We start from the raw sequence: 19,364 nt of genomic DNA on the forward strand, positions 1-19,364 counted from the left end.
GGGTGCGCGGCCGGGCCGAGGGCGTTCTCAGCCCAGCAGCACGTCGTCGTCGCCGAGCCGGCGCAACTCGCGCACCAGCAGGGCGGTGCCGGTGACCAGCGCCGCCGCCCCGACCAGGGCGTTGATCAGCTTGAGCGTGTCGCTCTCGCCGCGCGCCTTCCGGATGTCCTTGACGATCGAGACCGCGCCGAACGTGCTGGTGCCGATGGACAGCCACAGGCCGGGCTTGGAGTGCTTGAAGCCCTTCGCCTTTTCGAGCTTGCTCACAGTGCCGGTGCCTCCTCCAGCAGGGTGTGCCCCCACTTGTCGTTGAGTGCGGCCTCGACGGCGCCGCCCACGCGGTACAGGCGGTCGTCCGCCATCGCGGGTGCGATGATCTGCAGGCCGACCGGGAGATTGTCCTCCGGCGCCAGCCCGCAGGGCAGCGACATGGCCGCGTTGCCCGCGAGGTTCGACGGAATCGTGCAGAGGTCGGCCAGGTACATCGCCATCGGGTCGTCGGCGCGCTCGCCGATCGGGAAGGCGGTGGTCGGCGTGGTCGGTGAGACCAGCACGTCCACGCCGGCGAAGGCGGTGTCGAAGTCGCGCGAGATGAGCGTGCGCACCTTCTGGGCCGAGCCGTAGTAGGCGTCGTAGTAGCCCGAGGAGAGGGCGTAGGTGCCGAGGATGATCCGGCGCTTCACCTCGGGGCCGAAGCCGGCCTCGCGGGTGAGGGCGGTGACGTCCTCGGCCGAGCGGGTGCCGTCGTCGCCGACCCGCAGGCCGTAGCGCATCGCGTCGAAGCGGGCCAGGTTGGACGAGGCCTCGCTGGGCGCGATCAGGTAGTACGCGGGCAGCGCCAGGGTGAACGACGGGCAGGAGACCTCGACGACCTCCGCGCCCAGCTCGCGCAGCAGCTCGACGGACTCGTTGAACCTCTGCATGACGCCGGCCTGGTAACCCTCGCCGGCGAACTCCTTGACCACGCCGATCCGCATGCCGCGCACGTCGCGCAGCTTGGCGGCCTCGACCACGGCCGGGACGGGCGCGTCGATCGAGGTGGAGTCCAGCGGGTCGTGGCCGGCGATCGCCTCGTGCAGCAGCGCCGCGTCGAGCACGGTGCGGGCGCACGGACCGCCCTGGTCCAGCGAGGAGGAGAACGCGACCAGGCCGTAGCGGGAGACCGACCCGTAGGTGGGCTTCACGCCGACGGTGCCGGTGACGGCGCCGGGCTGGCGGATCGAGCCGCCGGTGTCGGTGCCGATGGCCAGCGGGGCCTCGAAGGCGGCCAGCGCGGCGGCCGAGCCACCGCCGGAGCCGCCGGGGATCCGGCTGAGGTCCCACGGGTTGCCGGTGGGGCCGTAGGCCGAGTTCTCGGTGGAGGAGCCCATCGCGAACTCGTCCATGTTGGTCTTGCCGAGGATCACCACGCCCGCGTCCTTGAGACGCGAGGTCAGGGTGGCGTCGTACGGCGGGATCCAGCCTTCGAGGATCTTGGACCCGCAGGTGGTCGGCACGCCCTTGGTGGTGAAGACGTCCTTCAGCGCGAGCGGGACGCCGGCCAGCGGGCCCAGCTCCTCGCCCTTGGCGCGCTTCTCGTCGACGGCCCTGGCGGCGTCCAGCGCGCCCTCGGTGTCGACGTGCAGGAAGGCGTTGACCTTCTTGTCGACGGCGCCGATGCGGTCCAGGTGCGCCTGGGCGACCTCGACGGCGGAGACCTCGCCCTTGGCGATGGCGCTCGCGGTCTCGGCCGCGGTGTAACGGATCAGGTCGGTCATCGGTCAGTCCTCCCCGAGGATCTGCGGCACACGGAAACGCTGCTCCTCGGCGGCGGGGGCGCCGGACAGCGCCTGCTCCGGGGTGAGCGACGGTCGCACCACGTCCGCCCGCATGACGTTGGTCAGCGGGAGGGGGTGGGAGGTCGGCGGGACGTCCTGTCCGGCGACCTCGGAAACGCGCGCGACCGCGCCGATGATCACGTCGAGCTGCTCGGCGAAGTGGTCCAGCTCTTCGGCCTGCAACTCAAGACGCGACAGCCGAGCGAGGTGGGCGACCTCCTCGCGCGTGATGCCAGGCATGCGGCGATCCTCAGGGGTGTGAGTTCTGGTGAGACCCGGCGCCGCGCTCAGGCGGTGCCGGGCCCGGGCAGGAGCAGCCGGCTCGGCGCTCCCGTCCTCTTGGTCTGTGGACCCCATCCTATGGGGCCCGGCCCGGCCACCGGCCAACGAGTAACCCCGCGGGGCGGTCACCCTGCCCCGGCCCCGCTCCGGGACCGGGCCGGCGACCGCCGCGGACGCCCTACTGCGGGCTCGTCGGGACCCACCTCGGCGTGCCCTGCGCCTGGACCTCCAACTGGGCTGCCGACACCGCCTGGACCACCGGCGGCAGCACCGGCGGGATGACCGGCGGCAGCACCGGCTGGATTCCCGGCTTGACCACCGGCTGGATCACCCGCGGCAGTTGACCCGCCGGGCCGAACCGCTCGACCGGCGGGGCGCCGGTGCGGTGCACCCGGAGCCAGGCGGTGGCCTGCTCGGCCGGCAGCGCCGCCGAGACCAGCCAGCCCTGGACGGCGTCCACGCCCATCCGGTGCAGCCGCTCCCAGGTCTCGTCGTCCTCCACGCCCTCGGCCACCACGGTCAGGCCCAGCGAGTGGGCCAGCTCCACCGAGCAGCGGACCACGGCCGCGTCGTGGTCGTCGGCGACCATCCGGGAGACGAAGGAGCGGTCGATCTTCAACTCGCCGACCGGCAGGCTGCGCAGCCGCACCAGCGAGGAGTGGCCCGTCCCGAAGTCGTCCAGGGACATCCCGACGCCGTAGCCGCGCAGCTCGGCCAGGGTGTCGGCGGCCCGCCGGGAGTCGTCCAGCAGCAGCCGCTCGGTGATCTCCAGCTGGAGCGCGTGGGCCGGCACCTGGTGGCGGACGAGGTGCCCGGCGACCCGCTGGGCGAAGCCCGGGTTCAGCACGTCGCGCGGCGAGACGTTCACCGCGACCTGCACCTGGAGGCCCTGCTCGCGCCAGGAGGCGAGCTGGCCGACGGCCGCCTCCAGGACGTAGTCGGTCAGCCGGGGCATCAGGCCGCTGGACTCCGCGAGCCCGACGAACTCGTCCGGCGAGACCTTGCCCTGGCCGGGCCGGTCCCAGCGCAGCAGCGCCTCCAGCCCGACCACCCGGCCGTCGAAGGCCACCTTGGGCTGGTAGTGCAGCTGCACCTCGCCGGTCTCCAGCGCCCGCCGCAGATCGCCGAGCAGCCCGATCCGGTACGGCGTGTCGGCGTCCTGGGCCTCGTCGTACTGTTCGACGGAGGTGCAGCCGCGCTGGGCGTGGCCCATCGCCACGTCGGCGCGGCGCAGCAGCGACTCGGCGTCCTGGGCGTGCTGCGGGTAGACGCAGACGCCGGCGCTGGCCTCCAGGACGAGCAGCAGCCCGTCCAGCCGGATCGGTGCGGCCAGCTCGGCGATCAGCGCCTTGGCGACCCGCTCCAGGGTGTTGGGGCAGCCGACGCCGGGCAGCAGCACGGCGAACTCGTCGCCGCCCATCCGGGCCACCATCGGGCGGCCGCGCCGGTAGTCCCGGGGCATCCCGGCGAAGACGTCGTCGATCGTCTCCCGTCCCGCTCCGCCGGACGCGCCGGAGCGCAGGGCGCGGTGCAGCCGGCGGGCGATGTGCACCAGCAGCCGGTCGCCGGCGGTGTGGCCGAGCGTGTCGTTGAGCGACCTGAACCGGTCGAGGTCGAGCAGGATCAGCCCGACGCTGTAGCCCTGCTCGTGCTCGGCGATGGCCTCCTGGGCGGCCAGTAAGAGGGCCTGGCGGTTGGGCAGGTCCGTCAGCGGGTCGGTGAGCTGGTCACGGGCGCGGTCCCGGGCGATCCGCCAGGCCGCGACCAGCACGGCCAGCGGCACCGCGAACAGCGGCAGCAGCTCGGGCTCGTAGCGGTAGACCAGGACGGCCAGCGGGATGAGCGGTGCGGCGCCGGCCAGCAGGACTCCGAGCAGCAGGACCGCACCCGCCACTCCCTGCGGCGGGCGTGTGGGCGCACCGCCGGTCGTACGATCCATAAGCCCTGTCCTCCGTCGGGCCCGCCCCGTCAGGCCGCCTTACGGTGAGGCACCGTACCGGTGCCGGCAGCTGCCGGGCATGAGCGACCCCGCGGAGACCGGCTCAGCCGGTGCCCCCACCCCTGCTGACACTCTGTTGCGCTCCAGGGTATTCCGGGGTCCACCCGGCGGGCAGACTTTCGGACAACCGGGAGCGCGCCACCGCGTTCCGGTGCCGCACAGTGACACAATGCCCGCTTTCACCGCGCGGCACCCGGTGACGGCGCATCAGGACGATAACAAGACGGACTCGGTGGCTCCGAGTTCGGGTCACCCCTCGGCGGGGGGCTCCTCGGCGGCCCCGGCGACGGCCTCCGGTTCGGGCAGGCCCAGGTGCCTGCGAGCCGCGTCCGGCCCCTGCTCCAGCAGCACCGTGAAGCCCTCGTCGTCCAGGACCGGCAGCCCGAGCTGAACGGCCTTGTCGAACTTGGAACCGGGATTGTCACCGGCGACCACGAAATCGGTCTTCTTCGACACCGATCCGGTCACCTTCGCTCCGCGCGAGGTCAGCGCCTCCTTGGCGCCGTCCCGGGTGTGCCCGGCCAGCGTGCCGGTGACCACCACCGTCAGCCCCTCCAGCGGACGCTCGCCCTGCTCCTCGCCGGCCTCCTCGGTGAAGCGGACCCCGGCCGCGCGCCACTTCTCCAGGATCTCCCGGTGCCACTCCTCCTGGTACCACTCGGCGATCGAGCGCGCCGTACCGGGACCGACCCCCTCGGTGGCGGCCAGCTCCTCCTGGCTGGCCGCGAAGATCCGGTCGAGGTCACGGAACTCCCTGGCCAGCGCCTGCGCGGCGACCGGGCCGACGTGCCGAATCGACAGGCCGTTGAGGAAGCGCCAGAGGGGGCGCTCCCTGGCCAGGTCGATGTTGTCGAGCATCAGGCCGGTGTTCTTCTTGGCCGCGCCCGTGGTGGTCGCGAAGAAGAAGACCTCCTTCTCCTCGCCGGTCTCGTCGTCGAGCTTCGGCAGGCCGGTCTTCGGGTCGCGGACCAGCACCCTGATCGGCAGCAGCTGCTCGGTGGTGAGGCGGAAGATGTCGCCCTCGTCCCGGACCGGCGCCTCGGCCGGCTCCAGCGGCTGGGTCAGCGCCGTCGCCGCGACGTAGCCCAGCCCCTCGATGTCCAGCGCGGACCGGCCGCCCAGGAAGGCGATCCGCTCGCGGATCTGGGCCGGGCAGAACTGCGCGTTGGGGCACCGCAGGTCGATGTCGCCCTCCGCCATCGGGCGCAGCTCGGCGCCGCACTCGTGGCAGTGCGAGGGCATCACGAACTCCTGCTCGGTGCCGTCCCGCAGGTCGTACACCGGGCCGAGGATCTCGGGGATGACGTCACCGGCCTTGCGGAGCACCACGGTGTCGCCCAGCATGACGTCCTTGGCCTTGACGATCTGCTGGTTGTGCAGCGTCGCGTACTGCACCATCGAGCCGGCCACCTTCACCGGCTCCGCCAGCACCGCGTACGGGGTGGCCCGGCCGGTGCGGCCGATGCCGACCTTGATCGCGGCGAGCTTGCCGGTGACCTCCTCCGGCGGGTACTTCCAGGCGATCGCCCAGCGCGGGGACTTCGAGGTCGCGCCGAGCCGGCCCTGGAGGGCGATCTCGTCCACCTTGACCACGACGCCGTCGATCTCGTGCTCGACCGAGTGCCGCTGCGCGCCGAAGTGCTCGATGAAGGCGCGGACCTCGGCCAGCGTGCCGACCACCTTGTTGTGCCGGGCCGTGGGCAGGCCCCAGTCGTGCAGCAGCCGGTAGGCGTGCGACTGGTTGTCGATGTCGAAGCCGACCCGGGCGCCGATGCCGTGCACCACCATGTGCAGCGGGCGGGACGCGGTGATGTGCGGGTCCTTCTGGCGCAGCGAACCGGCGGCCGCGTTGCGCGGGTTCATGAACAGCCGGATCATCGCCCGGGGCCGCTTGCCCTCCTTGGCGCGCTCCTCGTTCTCCTGCCGGCGGCGCTCGTTCTCCTCGGCGAAGGAGGCGTTGAGCGCCTCGAAGGCGTCGGTGGGGAAGTAGACCTCGCCGCGGATCTCCACCAGCGCGGGGACGTCGTCGCCCTTGAGCCGGTGCGGGATCTCCTTGATGGTGCGGACGTTGGCGGTGATGTCCTCGCCGACCCGGCCGTCGCCGCGGGTCGCGGCCTGCACCAACTGGCCGTTCTCGTAGGTGAGGTTGACGGCCAGGCCGTCCACCTTGAGCTCGCAGAGGTAGTGGTACTCGATGCCGGCCAGCTCGGTGGCGACCCGCTCGGCCCAGGCGGCCAGCTCGTCGTCGTCCATCGCGTTGTCCAGGCTGAGCAGCCGCTCGCGGTGCTCGACGGCCGCGAACTGCTCGGTGACGGCGCCGCCGACCTTCTGGGTCGGCGAGTCGGGGGTGCGCAGGGCCGGGTGCCCGGCCTCCAGCGCCTCCAGCTCGCGCATCAGCGCGTCGAACTCGGCATCGGTGACGACCGGCGCGTCCTGCTCGTAGTAGCGGGCGCGGTGGTCCTCGATCTCGGCCGCCAGCTCGGCGTGCCGCCCGCGGACCTCCGCCGGGATCTCCTCCCAGCCCTCGACAGCCACCACCGCAAGCCCTCCTACGTTCTCATTCCGGGTTGTCCACCAGGCTCTGGGCCGCCCTCACACTGAGTGACAGCGCCTTGCGCGCGTGGGCCGGAGAGGCCCCGGCCAGCCCGCAGGTGGGCGTCACCAGCACACGGCGGCCCAGCAGCTCCGGGGCGAACCCGAGCCTGCGCCACAACGTCCTGACACCCTGGACACTACCGGCCGGGTCGGACAGTGCCGTTGATTGAGCGGGAGCTCCGTCGGTGGGCGGCACCACGCCGGCGAGGATCACGGTGCCCGCCTCGATCGCCTCGCCGAGCTGCTCGTCCTCACGTTCCGTCAACAGCGAGAAGTCCAGGGAGACTCCGGCCACACCGGCCCGGCGCAGCAGCGGGATCGGGACGTCCGGGGCGCAGCAGTGCACCACCACCGGTACGTCGACGCCGCGGATCACCTCGCGCAGCGCCTCCTCGGCGACCTGGCGGTCCACCGAGCGCAGCCGCTGGAAGCCGCTGGCGGTCCTCACCCCGCCGGTCAGCACCGCGGGCAGCGAGGGCTCGTCGAGCTGGAGCACCACCGCCGCGCCGGGGATCCGGCGGCGGACCTCGTCGAGGTGGCGGCGCAGCCCCTCGGTGAGCGAGCCGGCGATGTCCCGGCGGGCACCGGGGTCGGCGAGCGCCTTCTCGCCGTGCTTGAGCTCGATAGAGGCGGCCAGCGTCCACGGGCCGACGGCCTGCACCTTGAGCGCGCCCTGGTAGCCCTGGGTGAACTCCTCCAGGGCGTCCAGGTCCTCGCCCAGCCAGGCACGGGCCCGCCGGGTGTCGCGGCCGGGGCGGTCGGTGAAGCGCCAGCCGCTGGGTTCGGTCTGCGCGAACAGCTCGACCAGCAGGCCGGCGCTGCGCCCGATCATGTCGGCGCCCGGCCCGCGGGCGGGCAGCTCGGGCAGGAACGGCAGCTGCTCCAGCGCCCCGGTGGCCGTCCTGGCGGCCTCCCGCGCGTCGGTGCCGGGCAGCGATCCGACGCCGGTGGCGGCGCCGCGCAGGTCGGGGAAAGAGTGTCCGTTGCTCACTCGCCCGAGCCTAGTGCGCCCGGCGTGGGAAGTCGGACCGGCCGACCTCCCACGCCCGGGCTCGGGCCGGCGAACCCACGTCCCCGGGGCTCACTTCCCGGCCTCACTTCCCGGGGCTCACTTCCCGGGGCGGACGGTGATCTCGGTGATCTCCGCGTCGCGGGAGGCGTCGAGCGCGGCCAGGACCGCCTTCGCCACCGACTCGGGCGCGATGAAGCGGTCGGCGTCGTACTCCCGGCCCTCCTGCTGGTGCACCTTGACCTGCATCGCGGTCGCGGTGCGGCCCGGGTAGACCGAGGTGACCCGGACGCCGGCGGCGTGCTCCTCGTGGCGCAGCGAGTCCGCGAGCGCCTTCAGGCCGTGCTTGCTCGCCGCGTACGCCGACCAGTCGGCGTGCGCGGTGAGCCCCGCGCCGGAGTTCACGAACACCACGTGGCCCTTGACCAGCCGCAGCGAGGGCAGCATCAGGCGGGTCAGCTCGGCGGGCGCGACCAGGTTCACGTTCAGGGTGTCCTGCCAGGCCTTGACCGGCAGTTCACCGACCTGGCCCAGCTCGACGACGCCCGCCACGTGCAGCAGCGAGTCGAGTTCCGCCGGCAGCGCCTGGTGGCCGAAGGCCCAGGAGAGCTTGGCCGGCGTACCGAGGTCGCCGACCAGGGTCTGCGCCCCGGGGAAGCGCTCGCGCAACTGCGCGGCCCGGCGGGCGTCGCGGGCCAGCAGCCAGAGGTCGTCCCCGCGTTCGGCGAGGCGCTCGGCGAGGACGGCGCCGATGCCGGAGCCGGCGCCCGTGATCAGATGTGCAGCCATGGTCCCGATCCTCTCAGGCCTTGAGCTGCTCGAAGACCTGGGCGGGGGTGTCGGCGAAGGTGATCAGCTCGCCGAGCGGCCGCGGCAGGAAACCCTCCGTGTCCATCCGCTCCAGCTGGGTGCGCAGGCCCGCGTAGAAGCCCTCGGTGTCCAGGACGATCACCGGCTTGTCGTGCAGCGCGTGCTTCTTGAGCTCCAGCACCTCGGTCACCTCGTCCAGCGTGCCGAGGCCGCCGACCAGCACGACGACGGCGTCCGCGCGCATCAGCAGCTGCGCCTTGCGCTCGGCGAGGTCCAGGGTCATCACCAGCTCGTCGGCGCCCTCGTAGCCCTTGTGCCGGAGCAGTTCGACCAGCACCCCGACCAGCTTGCCGCCGGCCGCCTTCACCCCGTCGGCCAGCAGCCCCATCAGCCCGGCGTTGGAGCCGCCCCACACCAGGGTGTGCCCGCCCTCCCCGAGCAGACGGGCGAATTCGGCGGCAGGTGCGGAGTACCGCTCGTCGAGCGAGTACGCGGAGCAGAAGACAGTGATGTTCATAATGCTGACTGGTCTATCACGCCCCGCCGACGCGCACGGTCAGTCCTTGTACGGGACGAGCTCGGACAGGCCCAGCGTGAAGCCGAAGGGCTCCGGGATGCCGATCTCGTCGCCGAATTTCCGGTCACTGCGCGTGTGGTACCGGTCGTGGTCCGGCTCGGAGAACAGCGTCACCGTCTGCTGCCGCGGGTCCACGATCAGGTACAGCGGGATGCGCATCACGGCGTAGTCGTGCAGCTTGTCCATCCAGTCGTTGCCCGGGTTGGAGGGCGAGACGATCTCCACGGCGATCAGGGCCTCCCCGGCGGGGGCCTTGTTGCCCGGCTGGGAGAGAGCCTCCTCGGGCAGGTAGGTCAGGTCCGGCTCGCGCCCCTTGGAGACGTCCGGGCTGACGATCTCGCTCCGCTCACTGGGGAGGTAGCCGTCGGGGGCGTGCCGCTCGAACTGCCTGCGCACCTGCGCGACGTTGAGCTGGTGGATGTTCGAGGGTGACGCCTGCATGATCAGCGTGTCCCCGGACCATTCGATCCGAACGCCCTCGGGAGCGATCCGCTCCAGCTCCTCGACGAAGTCGCGGTGCTGCTCGTAGAAGGTCATGCCGTCCTCTCCGCAAGGCGCCACGGGCATCGCCGGCCGCTCCCCGGAGCCCGGGTCGTCGAATCACCGGCGGGCCGCACCACCCGTGCGGCTCCGTCCACTATGACGCACCCCGGGGACCCGCGGCCGACGCTCCCACCGGGAACGGGAAGGCGCCGGGCTGGTCGTATCCGGTTCCGGTCAGCGCCTCACCCGCCGAGCAGCCGCCGACGGTCGTGGGTGCGGACGGCGGGTGCCCGGTCGTCCCGGAGTGCATCCAGTAGGCGCACGGCGTAGACCTCGGCCATCCGGGCGGACACCTCGGCCGGCGTGAGCCAGTCGACGGCGGTCGACTCGTCCGACACCCGCTCGGACCCGCCCTCGGGACGGCAGCGGAAGACCAGGGCGACGATTCCGCGGTTCACGTTCTTGTAGACCCCGCCCTGGTGCACCTCGTCACAGCCGCGCTCGTACTGGTCTTCCGTGTGTGCCGCTGATACAGCGGCCCACACGGCACGCTCCGACCGGGAGGACCCGTGTCAGGCCGTGACCGGGCGGCGGTGGGTGGTGGCGATGGTGGCGGAGCCGACGACGCGGGTGGTGTCGTAGAGGACGACGGCCTGGCCGGGGGCGATGCCGCGGGCGGGGGTGTCCAGGGTGACGTGGAGTTCGCCGTCGACCATGGCGGCCGTGACCGGGACCTCCTCGCCGTGGGCGCGGAGCTGGGCGGTGTAGCGGCCGTCGGCCGCGGCCTCGGCCCCGCACCAGCGCGGGCGGATCGCGGTCAGGGCCGTCACGTCCAGGCCCTCGACGGGGCCGACGGTGACGGTGTTGTTCACCGGGGAGATGTCGAGCACGTAGCGGGGCTTGCCGTCGGCGGCCGGGCGGCCGATCCGCAGGCCCTTGCGCTGGCCGATGGTGAAGCCGTAGGCGCCGTCGTGCTCGCCGAGCTTGGTGCCGTCCGCGTCGACGATGTCGCCGGGGGCCCGGCCGAGGTGCTTGGCCAGGAAGCCCTGGGTGTCGCCGTCCGCGATGAAGCAGATGTCGTGGCTGTCCGGCTTCTTCGCGACGGCCAGGCCGCGGCGCTCGGCCTCCTCGCGGATGACGTCCTTGGTGGTGTCGCCCAGCGGGAAGAGCGAGTGGGCGAGCTGGTCGGCGTCGAGCACGCCCAGCACGTAGGACTGGTCCTTGGCGGCGTCGACGGCGCGGTGCAGCTCGCGGCGGCCGTCCGGGAGGTCGACGATCCGGGCGTAGTGGCCGGTGCAGACGGCGTCGAAGCCGAGCGCGATCGCCTTGTCCAGCAGCGCGGCGAACTTGATCTTCTCGTTGCAGCGCAGGCAGGGGTTGGGGGTGCGGCCGGCCGCGTACTCGGCGACGAAGTCGTCGATGACGTCCTCGCGGAACCGCTCGGCGAGGTCCCAGACGTAGAACGGGATGCCGATCACGTCGGCCGCCCGGCGGGCGTCGCGGGAGTCCTCGATGGTGCAGCAGCCGCGGGCGCCGGTGCGGAAGGACTGCGGGTTGGCGGAGAGCGCCAGGTGCACGCCGGTCACCTCGTGCCCCGCTTCGGCCGCGCGGGCGGCGGCGACGGCGGAGTCCACCCCGCCGGACATCGCCGCGAGCACACGCAGGCGGCCAGTGGACGGGGCGGTCGGGGCACCGGGGAAGTCAGTCATGATGCCCACAAGAGTACGTGGTCGCGGCGGAGGCCCGGCCGGGTTTACCGGGCGCGCGCGGCCGCCGCCAGCCCCGCGTTGCGGGCCCGCTGGACGACCGGGGCGATGGCTCCGGCGAGCGCGGTGACGTCCTCCCGGGTGGAGGTGTGGCCGAGTGAGAACCGCAGTGAGGCGCGGGCCAGCAGCGGGTCCACGCCCATCGCCAGCAGGACGTGGCTGGGCTGCGGCACCCCCGCCGAGCAGGCCGAGCCGGTCGAGCACTCGATGCCCTGGGCGTCGAGCAGCATCAGCAGCGCGTCGCCCTCGCAGCCGGGGAAGGAGAAGTGCGCGTTGGCGGGCAGCCGCCCCTGCGTCGTCGGGTCGCCGTTGAGGACCGCGTCCGGGACGCCGGCCAGGACCGAGGCGACCAGTTCGTCGCGCAGCGCGCCGAGCACCGCCGCGTGCTCGTCCCGCCGCTCGACGGCGAGCGCGGCGGCGGCCGCGAAGCCCGCGGTGGCCGGCGCGTCCAGCGTGCCGGAGCGGACGTCCCGCTCCTGGCCGCCGCCGTGCAGCAGCGGGACGGGCGTGGCCCCGCGCGACAGCAGCAGGGCGCCGACGCCGTACGGACCGCCGACCTTGTGGCCGGTGACGGTGAGTGCGGTCAGCCCGGACTCCGCGAAGGAGACCGGCACCTGACCGAGCGCCTGGACCGCGTCGGCGTGCATCGGAATGCCGAACTCGGCCGCCACCGCGGCGAGTTCGGTGACCGGTTGGATGGTGCCGACCTCGTTGTTGGCCCACATCACGGTGACCAGCGCGACGGAGGCCGGGTCCCGCTCGATCGCCTCGCGCAACGCCGCCGGGTGGACCCGGCCGTAGCCGTCCACCGGGAGGTAGTCGACCCGGGCGCCCTCGTGCTCGGAGAGCCAGTGCACCGCGTCGAGCACCGCGTGGTGCTCGACCGGGCTGCACAGCACCCGGGTCCGGGCCGGGTCGGCCCCCCGCCGGGCCCAGTACAGGCCCTTGACGGCCAGGTTGTCGGACTCGGTGCCGCCGCCGGTGAGGACGATCTCGCTGGGGCGGGCGCCGAGCGACTCCGCCAGCGACTCGCGGGACTCCTCGACCACGCGGCGGGCCCGGCGGCCGGACGCGTGCAGGGAGGAGGCGTTGCCGACGACCCCCAGGTGCGCGGTCATCGCGGCGATCGCCTCGGGCAGCATCGGCGTGGTCGCCGCATGGTCCAGGTATGGCATAACCATCCGATTGTAGAGGGCCACCGCGCGACGCTCGGGCCACCCGGCGGATCCGGCCGCCGCGCAGCGCTCGCGAACGCCCCGATCCGGCCAACCGTCCGCTACCCGCCCGCCATCCGGCCGGCGCTCCCCCGCCACCCGCGGCGCCGGGCACCGGCTTGGCCGCCGGCGGCCAAGCCGGGACGGCCGGGGGCTCGTTGGTCTCCCGCCGGGCCGAACGGTTAGCCTGTCGGGCACCGCAAATCGGCCGGACCGGATCAGGACTGGGGGCGCCATGTCGCAGTCGGTCGACCGCGCCCTCACCCTCCTCGGGTCCCTCGGCGACGGGCCGGTCACCCTCGACCAGGCCGCCACCAGCATCGGGGTGCACAAGTCCACGGCCCTGCGGCTGCTGCGCACGCTGGAGGAGCACGGCTTCGTCCACCGCCAGTCCGACCGGCGCTACCGGCTCGGCGGCCGCGTCCTCTCGCTCGCCCACCGGGCGCTGGAGGAGATCGACGTCCGCCAGATCGCCGCGCCCTACCTGGCCGCCCTCCACCGGCGCTGCGGACTGACCGTCCAGCTGGCCGTGCTCCAGGACGGCGAGGTCCTCTACCTGGACGAGCTGGTCGGCCGCTGGACGGGGAGCGACACCGCCCGGCCGACCCGGATCGGGCGGCGCGCCCCGGCGGCCGGCACCGCGATCGGCCGGGTCCTGCTGGCCGGTCTGCCCGACGACGGGGCCGGCGAGGACGAGCTGCCTCCCGAGCTGGCCGCCGTCCGCCGCCAGGGCTGGGCGGCCGAGTCGGCCGAGCACCGGGAGGCGGTGGCCTGCGTGGCGGCCCCGGTGGCCGGCAGCGCCGGGCGGCCGGTCGCCGCCTGCGCGGTCAGCGCCCCGACCGACCGGGTCCCGCCGGCCGAACTGGTCCGGCTGCTGCCCGAGCTGCTCTGCACCGCCGAGGCGATCTCGCTGGCGTACGGGGGCTCGCCTACTCCTCGCTGGTGCGAGAACCGTTGCGGTGCCAGGCCCGCGGTGCGCGCCAGCCGTACTTGAGGGCGAGCATCCGCAGACCGAAGGCGGTCAGCGCGGCCGCCGTCCCGGTGAGCGCGGTGAGCCGGTCGAGGCCGATCAGGATCACCACGAGGGCCGAGCCGACCAGGGCCGGGACGGCGTAGATCTCGCGGTCCCAGCGCAGCAGCGAGGGGATCTCCCCGGCGAGCATGTCGCGCATCACGCCGCCGCCGGCCGCCGTCACCATGCCGAGCGCCATCGCGGCCACCGCGCCGAGGCCGTAGTCGTGCGCCTTGGCCGTACCGGTGACGCAGAACAGCCCGAGGCCGAGCGCGTCCAGGGTCTGCACCGCGCGGTTGATCCGCTCGACCTCCGGGTGCAGGAAGAAGACCACCAGGCCGGCCGCCAGCGGCGTGCTGAAGTAGCCGAGGTTGGAGAAGGCCGCCACCGGGGTGGCCCCGATGACGAGGTCGCGCATGACCCCGCCCCCCAGCGCGGTCACCTCCGCCAGCACACAGATCCCGAAGATGTCCATGTTCTTGCGCACGGCCAGCAGCCCTCCGGAGAGGGCGAAGACGAAGATGCCGACCAGGTCCAGGCTCTGCTGCACGTCGGAGGGGAAGATCTGCGATGTCACCGGACAACTATGGACCCCCCGGGCACCGCGCTCGGCCGACCGTCACGGCCGCGCCATCGGCCGTCACAGCACGTGACGGCCGATGGCGTGCAGAGGGGCGCAGAGGGGCGCGGACCGTCACGCGGTGGCGAGCACCTTCTCGCCGCCGGCCGGACTGTTCTCCGGACCCCGCTAGTCGTTCCCCTCGCTCCGCTCCGGGAAGTGACACGCCACCTGGTGCCCGGTCTTCAGCGCCGCCAGCGGCGGCTCCTGGACCGCGCAGACCTCCTGCGCCTTCCAGCAGCGGGTGCGGAACCGGCAGCCGGACGGCGGGTTGATCGGCGAGGGCACGTCGCCCCTGAGCAGGATCCGCTCGCGGCGCTGCCGGCGGCGCGGGTCCGGCACCGGCACCGCGGACATCAGCGCGGTGGTGTACGGGTGCATCGGGGACGCGTAGAGCGAGTCCCGGTCGGCGATCTCGACGATCTTGCCGAGGTACATCACCGCGACCCGGTCGGAGACGTGCCGGACCACCGAGAGGTCGTGCGCGATGATCAGGTAGGTCAGGCCCAGCTCGCGCTGGAGGTCGTCCAGCAGGTTGACCACCTGCGCCTGGATGGAGACGTCGAGGGCGGAGACGGGCTCGTCCGCGATGACCATCTTGGGCCGCAGGGCGAGCGCCCGGGCGATGCCGATGCGCTGGCGCTGGCCGCCGGAGAACTCGTGCGGGTAGCGGTTGTAGTGCTCGGGGCTGAGCCCGCACAGCTCCAGCAGCTCCTGGACGGCCTTCTTGACGCCGCCCTCGGTCTGCACCTTCTGCAGCCGGAACGGCGCGCCGACGATGGTGCCGACGGTGTGCCGGGGGTTCAGCGAGGAGTACGGGTCCTGGAAGATCATCTGGATGTCGCGCCGGAGCGGCCGCATCGCACCCGTGCCCAGGTGGGTGATGTCGGTGCCCTCGAACTCGACCTTCCCGCCGGTGGGCTCGTCGAGACGGGTGACCAGCCGGCCCATCGTCGACTTGCCGCAGCCGGACTCGCCGACGACACCCAGGGTCTCCCCCGCGTTGACGGTGAAGTCGATGCCGTCGACGGCCCGGACCGCCCCGGCGTTGCGGCGCAGCAGACCGCCCTTGATCGGGAAGTGCCGGGTCAGGCCGGTCACCCGGAGCAGCGGCTCGCGGTCGGGGGCGGGCGCGGGCGCGGGCGCGGGCACCTTCTTCATGGGCTCGGGGGCCGCCGCCTGAGTGTCCGTCATCGGTTCTCTCCAGAATGGTGGTACGAAACCGGGCTCACAGCCGGGGCGCGATCTCTTCGGTGAAGATGCGGCGCCGGTCGGCGGCGGCGAGGTGGCAGGCCGCGTGGTGCCCGGGCGCTGCCTCGGTCAGGACGGGGACCTCGTCGGCCGAGCGCCCGCCGGTCAGCCCGGCGTACGGGCAGCGCGGGTGGAAGGCGCAGCCGGACGGCACGTTGATCAGGCTGGGCGGGGTGCCCTTCACCGGGACGAGCCGCTCCTGGAGCTCACGGTCGAGACGCGGCATCGAGCCCAGCAGGCCCCAGGTGTAGGGGTGCTGGGGCGCGTCGAAGAGGGTCTCGGCGGGGCCGCGCTCGACGCACTTGCCGCCGTACATGACCAGGATGTCGTCGGCGAGTTCGGCGACCACCCCGAGGTCGTGGGTGATGACGATGACGGCCGAGCCGAACTCCTCCTGGAGGTCCCGGATGAGGTCCAGGATCTGCGCCTGGACGGTGACGTCCAGCGCGGTGGTGGGCTCGTCGGCGATCAGCAGCGACGGGTCGTTGACCAGGGCCATCGCGATCATGGCGCGCTGGCGCATGCCGCCGGAGAACTGGTGCGGGTAGTCGTCCACCCGGCGGTCGGGCTGCGGGATGCCGACCCGGTCGAGCATCTCGACCGCGCGGGCCCGGGCCTGCTTCTTGGTCGCCTGCGGGTGGTGCACCCGGTAGGCCTCGATGATCTGCGCCCCGACGGTGTAGTAGGGGTGCATCGCGGTCAGCGGGTCCTGGAAGATCATCGCCATCTCGCGGCCGCGCAGCTGGCGGACCCGCTCGGGGCCGGCCGCGACCAGCTCCTCGCCGTCCAGGTGGATCTCGCCGCTGATCCGGGCCCGCTTGGAGCGGTGCAGGCCCATGATGCCGAGCGAGGTGACCGACTTGCCGGAGCCGGACTCGCCGACGATCCCGAGGGTCTTCCCCTTGTGCAGGTCGAAGCTGACCCCGTCCACCGAGCGGACCAGGCCGTCGTCGGTGTCGAAGTGGATCCGCAGGTCCCGGACCGAGAGGAACGGGTCCCCGGTCGCGGCGGCCACCGGCGCCGGGGTCTTCTGGAGCTCGGTCACGACAGCCTCACCCGGGGGTCGACAGCGGCGTACAGGAGGTCAACCACGAGGTTGCAGAGGACGATGAAGAAGGCGGCGAGCAGCGTGACGCCGAGGATCTTCGGCAGGTCGTTGTCGGAGATCGCCGAGACGGCGAAGGCGCCGACGCCCTGGAGCGAGAAGACCTGTTCGGTGATCAGCGCACCGCCGAGCAGCAGACCGAGGTCCATGCCGAAGATGGTGACGACCGGGGTGAGCGCGGAGCGCAGCCCGTGCTTCACGACCACCTTGCGCTCGGCCAGGCCCTTGGCCCGGGCGGTGCGGATGTAGTCCTCGCTCATCGTCTCCAGCATGCCGGCGCGGGTGAGCCGGGCGTAGAGCGCGGAGTAGAGGAAGGCCAGCGAGATCCACGGGAGGATCAGGTTGCGGGCCCACATCAGCGGGTCGTCGGTGAAGTTGACGTACTGGAGGTTGTCGAGGATCGGCCACTCGTAGCTGAAGAGCGTGAGCAGCAGCGCACCGGTGAAGAAGACCGGCAGCGAGACACCGGCCAGCGCGACACCCATGGAGAGCCGGTCGAAGATCGACTTCGGCTTGAGCGCGGAGATGACACCGGTGGTGACGCCGGAGACCAGCCAGAGCACGGCGGCGCCGATGGCCAGCGACAGCGTGATCGGGATGCGCTTGGTCAGCTCGGGCCAGACCTCCAGGTGGTTCTTGAAGGAGTAGCCGAAGCAGGGCACGTGGCAGGTGGCGGCGTCCGGGCCGAACTTGTACTCGGCCCCGGTGACGAGCGCCTTCAGGAAGCGCCCGTACTGGACGTAGATCGGCTGGTCGAAGCCGAGGTTCTTCTTGACCGCCGCGACCGCCTCGGGGGACGGGTTCTTCCCGATGTACTGCGTGGCCAGCTGGTCGGTGGTCTCACCGGCCAGGCGCGGCAGCAGGAAGAAGATCGCGAAGGTGACCGCGCTGACCACCAGCAGCAGCACCACGGCCGCGAGCGTCCTGCGGAGGATGTAGGCAAACACAGTTGGTCGGCTCCGGCGGCCCGCCGCCGTCCGGGATCTTCCGGACGGCGGCGGGCGCCGCTGCCTTCACCTGCCTTCAGGGATACGGAGCCAGGCTCTTACTTGGTCGTACCGATGTTCAGGTAGTCGTACTCACCCGAGAAGGCCGAGGTGGAGACGACGTTGGTGGCGGTGTCCGAGCGGTACAGGAACACCTTGAAGTAGGTCAGCGGGACGTAGACCGCCTGCTCCATGACCTTCTTGTCGATCTCCGCGTAGATCTTCTCGCGGGCCGCCTTGTCGGTGTTGACGGCGGCGTCGTCGAGCAGCTTGTTGATCGCCGGGTCGTTCAGCGAGGCCAGGTTGCTGTTACCGGCCTCCTTGATGGCGCGGCCGTCGACGATCTGCTGCAGGAAGCCGTAGCCGGTCGGCCAGTCGGCGCCCCACTGCATCATCATCAGGCCGATGTTCTTCTCCTTGTTCTTCGCCGGCACGCCGACGTTGTCGGAGAGGTACTTGCCCTGCGGGTACTGCTGGATCTCGGCGTTGATGCCGACCTTCTTCAGCGCGGCCTGGATCGAGGTCGCGGCGGCGATCTCGGTGGCGCGCTCGGTCCGGGCGCTCAGGACGGTGTTGAAGCCGCCCTCCTTGCCGCAGGCCTTGAGGGCTTCCTTGGCCTTGGCCTCGTCGCCCTTGTTGTCCTTGGTCTCGTACAGGTTGATGTCCTGGTGACCGGGGATGTCCGCCGGCAGGACGGAGTTGGCGATCTGGCCGCGGATCGGGCCGCCGACCGCGGTCTGCACCGAGACCTTGTCGATCGCGTACTGCACGGCCTTGCGGCACTCGACGTTGTCGAACGGCGCGACCTGGCTGTCGATCGCGGTGTAGACCAGGCGGCCGCCGTAGGCGTTGTCCGTCTTGGCCTTCAGCTTCGGGTTCTGCAGGATCTGCGCCTGGGTCTGCGGGTCGACGCCGCCGCCGACGAGGTCCACCTGGGCGTTGCCGGCCAGCAGGTCCTTGTCGATGGTGGACTGCTCGATGTTCATCTTGAGCACGATCTTGTCCGCGAGCTGCTTGCGGATCGTGTCGGTGCTCGCGTCCCAGCTGGTGTTCGGCACCAGGGTGAGCTGCTTGCCGTCCTCGTAGGACTCGAACTTGTAGGAGCCCGAGGCCATCGGGTGCTTGACGTAGTCGGCGCCCTTGTCCTTGTCCTTGGGGACCGGGACGGTCTGCGGGGCAGAGACCAGGTAGTCGAAGTCCGCGAAGGCGTGCTTCAGGTGGAAGACGACGGTCAGGTCGTCCGGCGTCTCGATGGACTTGAGGTCGCCGGCCGCGTCCTTGTACGGGCCCGCGTACGGGGTCGGGTTGTCGACCAGGAGGTCCTTGAAGTACGTCGGACCGTTGGAGAACACGTCCGGCGCGAAGTTGGAGCGCTCCACGGCGTACTTCACGTCCTTGGACGTGATCGCGCTGCCGTCCTCGTACTTCAGGCCGGCGCGCAGCTTGTACGTCCAGGTCAGGCCGTCCGCGCTGGGCTGGCCCATGGACTCGGCGAGGTCCGGGACGAGCTTGTTGCCCTCGTCGCCGGGGCCCGGCGCGAAGGTGGTCAGCGGACGCCCGTACAGGCGCGAGAAGTTGTAGATGTAGGCGTAGTACGTGTTGCCGGGGTCGAGCGAGTCCGGCGTGCCCTTCATCTCGTAGGTGACCGTCCCGCCCTTCTTGTCCGAGGCGTTGACGATGCCCTTGGTGGCCGCGTCGGCGCCGCCGCCGGACGCGGCGGAGGACGACGAGTCGCCCCCGCTCTTGGATGAACCGGAGGTACACCCGGTGACGACCAGGACAGCGGCGGCGGCCACTGCGGTCAGTCCGACGGTACGGGACCTACGCATGGTGAGATCA

General features: G+C 72.2%; 17 protein-coding genes and 1 pseudogene. 1 reads left to right on the forward strand and 17 read right to left on the reverse strand.

Annotated elements, in window-relative coordinates; genetic code table 11:
- Positions 1-27: 27 nt before the first annotated feature.
- The 12 genes and pseudogenes from ABZ497_RS02855 to ABZ497_RS02910 all read right to left on the reverse strand — a co-directional run bounded on the left by ABZ497_RS02855 (position 28) and on the right by ABZ497_RS02910 (position 12,513).
- Complete coding sequence (locus ABZ497_RS02855; RefSeq protein WP_329489709.1) at positions 28-267, reverse strand: hypothetical protein; 240 nt, start codon at positions 265-267, stop codon at positions 28-30.
- Positions 264-1,757, reverse strand: coding sequence for an Asp-tRNA(Asn)/Glu-tRNA(Gln) amidotransferase subunit GatA (gene gatA, locus ABZ497_RS02860; protein WP_329489708.1), 1,494 nt, complete (start codon positions 1,755-1,757; stop codon positions 264-266). Before gatA ends, ABZ497_RS02855 begins: the two co-directional genes overlap by 4 nt.
- A 3-nt stretch (positions 1,758-1,760) precedes the next feature.
- Entirely contained in the window at positions 1,761-2,057 is a 297-nt protein-coding gene (gene gatC / locus ABZ497_RS02865; protein ID WP_280719380.1) for an Asp-tRNA(Asn)/Glu-tRNA(Gln) amidotransferase subunit GatC, read from the reverse strand.
- Positions 2,058-2,277: 220 nt separating this feature from the next.
- Positions 2,278-4,038, reverse strand: a complete 1,761-nt coding sequence (locus ABZ497_RS02870; RefSeq protein WP_329489707.1) for a bifunctional diguanylate cyclase/phosphodiesterase — start codon at positions 4,036-4,038, stop codon at positions 2,278-2,280.
- Between the two features lie 309 nt (positions 4,039-4,347).
- Positions 4,348-6,633: an NAD-dependent DNA ligase LigA gene (ligA, locus tag ABZ497_RS02875; RefSeq protein ID WP_359803309.1), complete on the reverse strand. Its 2,286-nt coding sequence runs from the start codon at positions 6,631-6,633 to the stop codon at positions 4,348-4,350.
- Between the two features lie 22 nt (positions 6,634-6,655).
- Positions 6,656-7,684 carry a methionine synthase gene (locus ABZ497_RS02880; protein ID WP_359803027.1) on the reverse strand — a complete coding sequence of 343 codons (1,029 nt, stop codon included), beginning with the start codon at positions 7,682-7,684 and terminating at the stop codon, positions 6,656-6,658.
- A 117-nt stretch (positions 7,685-7,801) separates the two neighbouring features.
- Positions 7,802-8,491 (reverse strand): SDR family oxidoreductase, encoded by a 690-nt coding sequence (locus ABZ497_RS02885; protein WP_359803029.1) that lies wholly within the window; start codon positions 8,489-8,491, stop codon positions 7,802-7,804.
- A gap of 13 nt (positions 8,492-8,504) precedes the next feature.
- A complete protein-coding gene (locus tag ABZ497_RS02890; protein ID WP_352295281.1) occupies positions 8,505-9,029 on the reverse strand; it encodes a TIGR00730 family Rossman fold protein in 525 nt (174 codons plus the stop codon).
- 39 nt (positions 9,030-9,068) lie between these two features.
- Positions 9,069-9,626, reverse strand: a complete 558-nt coding sequence (locus tag ABZ497_RS02895; RefSeq protein WP_359803031.1) for a Uma2 family endonuclease — start codon at positions 9,624-9,626, stop codon at positions 9,069-9,071.
- Positions 9,627-9,814: 188 nt separating this feature from the next.
- Positions 9,815-10,045: pseudogene (locus tag ABZ497_RS02900) on the reverse strand (NUDIX hydrolase); the annotation flags it as partial.
- A 99-nt stretch (positions 10,046-10,144) separates the two neighbouring features.
- On the reverse strand, positions 10,145-11,281 hold the full coding sequence (gene mnmA / locus ABZ497_RS02905; RefSeq protein ID WP_329489701.1) for a tRNA 2-thiouridine(34) synthase MnmA: 1,137 nt from the start codon (positions 11,279-11,281) through the stop codon (positions 10,145-10,147).
- 44 nt (positions 11,282-11,325) lie between these two features.
- A complete protein-coding gene (locus tag ABZ497_RS02910) occupies positions 11,326-12,513 on the reverse strand; it encodes a cysteine desulfurase family protein (protein ID WP_329489700.1) in 1,188 nt (395 codons plus the stop codon).
- 274 nt (positions 12,514-12,787) lie between these two features.
- Here ABZ497_RS02910 and ABZ497_RS02915 point away from each other — a divergent pair, with 274 nt between their 5' ends.
- A complete protein-coding gene (locus tag ABZ497_RS02915; protein ID WP_359803034.1) occupies positions 12,788-13,546 on the forward strand; it encodes an IclR family transcriptional regulator in 759 nt (252 codons plus the stop codon).
- Here the strand turns inward: ABZ497_RS02915 and ABZ497_RS02920 are convergent.
- The 5 genes from ABZ497_RS02920 to ABZ497_RS02940 form a co-directional block, all read right to left on the reverse strand.
- Positions 13,482-14,141, reverse strand: coding sequence for a trimeric intracellular cation channel family protein (locus ABZ497_RS02920; RefSeq protein WP_329489698.1), 660 nt, complete (start codon positions 14,139-14,141; stop codon positions 13,482-13,484). The two genes, ABZ497_RS02915 and ABZ497_RS02920, sit on opposite strands and share 65 nt — an antisense overlap.
- Positions 14,142-14,312: 171 nt before the next feature.
- Complete coding sequence (locus ABZ497_RS02925) at positions 14,313-15,344, reverse strand: dipeptide ABC transporter ATP-binding protein (protein WP_359803311.1); 1,032 nt, start codon at positions 15,342-15,344, stop codon at positions 14,313-14,315.
- A 67-nt stretch (positions 15,345-15,411) separates the two neighbouring features.
- On the reverse strand, positions 15,412-16,479 hold the full coding sequence (locus tag ABZ497_RS02930) for an ABC transporter ATP-binding protein (protein ID WP_352295271.1): 1,068 nt from the start codon (positions 16,477-16,479) through the stop codon (positions 15,412-15,414).
- Positions 16,476-17,486 carry an ABC transporter permease gene (locus tag ABZ497_RS02935; protein ID WP_329489696.1) on the reverse strand — a complete coding sequence of 337 codons (1,011 nt, stop codon included), beginning with the start codon at positions 17,484-17,486 and terminating at the stop codon, positions 16,476-16,478. Before ABZ497_RS02935 ends, ABZ497_RS02930 begins: the two co-directional genes overlap by 4 nt.
- 98 nt (positions 17,487-17,584) lie before the next feature.
- Complete coding sequence (locus tag ABZ497_RS02940) at positions 17,585-19,354, reverse strand: ABC transporter substrate-binding protein (protein ID WP_329489695.1); 1,770 nt, start codon at positions 19,352-19,354, stop codon at positions 17,585-17,587.
- Positions 19,355-19,364 lie beyond the last annotated feature (10 nt).

Source organism: Kitasatospora sp. NPDC005751, assembly GCF_040630835.1.
In the GTDB taxonomy this organism is placed as follows: Bacteria; Actinomycetota; Actinomycetes; order Streptomycetales; family Streptomycetaceae; genus Kitasatospora.